This is a genomic window from Vibrio sp. 2132-1, assembly GCF_033344315.1.
In genome coordinates this window covers 1-670 of record NZ_JAWPON010000389.1, presented here as the reverse complement: position 1 = coordinate 670, position 670 = coordinate 1, and the positions used below count along the sequence as shown (strand labels likewise).

At 45.7% G+C, this 670-nt stretch carries 1 protein-coding gene; it reads left to right on the top strand.

Annotation, left to right across the window (positions count from 1 at the left end):
* Positions 1 to 77: 77 nt before the first annotated feature.
* On the top strand, positions 78 to 670 hold a 593-nt coding region (locus R8N47_RS25600), incomplete at its 3' end, for a YdcF family protein (RefSeq protein WP_318186153.1).

Genomic DNA, 670 nt, shown 5'->3' with positions numbered 1-670 from the left:
GCCGATAAACGCATCTTAGCGGACAAGCTGGTTTCACTTGGGTATCAATTCCGATTCAATCCAACGCTGGATGCACTATGAAGTTATCTCAACATATAGAAACGCTTTGGGATTACATGCAGCTCAAACAGGATTTAAAGCCTGCCGACTGCTTGTTTGTTATGTGCAGTAACGACGTGCGAGTTGCTGAGCACGCCGCTGCGCTTTACCACCAAAAACTCGCGCCATTGATTGTGTTCTCCGGTGGTGAAGGCCGTTTTACGGATGGGTTGTTTGAAAAAAGTGAAGCCGAAACATTTGCAGACATTGCGCGTTTAGCTGGCGTACCAAGCGATGCCATCTTAGTAGAAACACGTTCAACCAATAGTGGAGAAAACGTCCGTTTCACCGAGCAGTTATTTAAAGAGAAAGGCATCCAATGCGAATCTATTATTTTAGTGCAAAAGCCATTTATGGAACGCCGCGCCATCGCTACGTTTGAGAAGCAATGGCAATCGCCCTACTCGCGAGTGCAAGTCAGTTCTACCGCTCATCCATTCTTCGAATACATCAACGAAGACATGCCGCTAATGATGGTGTTAGAAGCGCTGATGGAAGATTTTTCCCGCGTCAAAAGCTATCCCGAAAAAGGATTTCAAACTAAGCAAGACATTCCAAATCAAGTGGATTC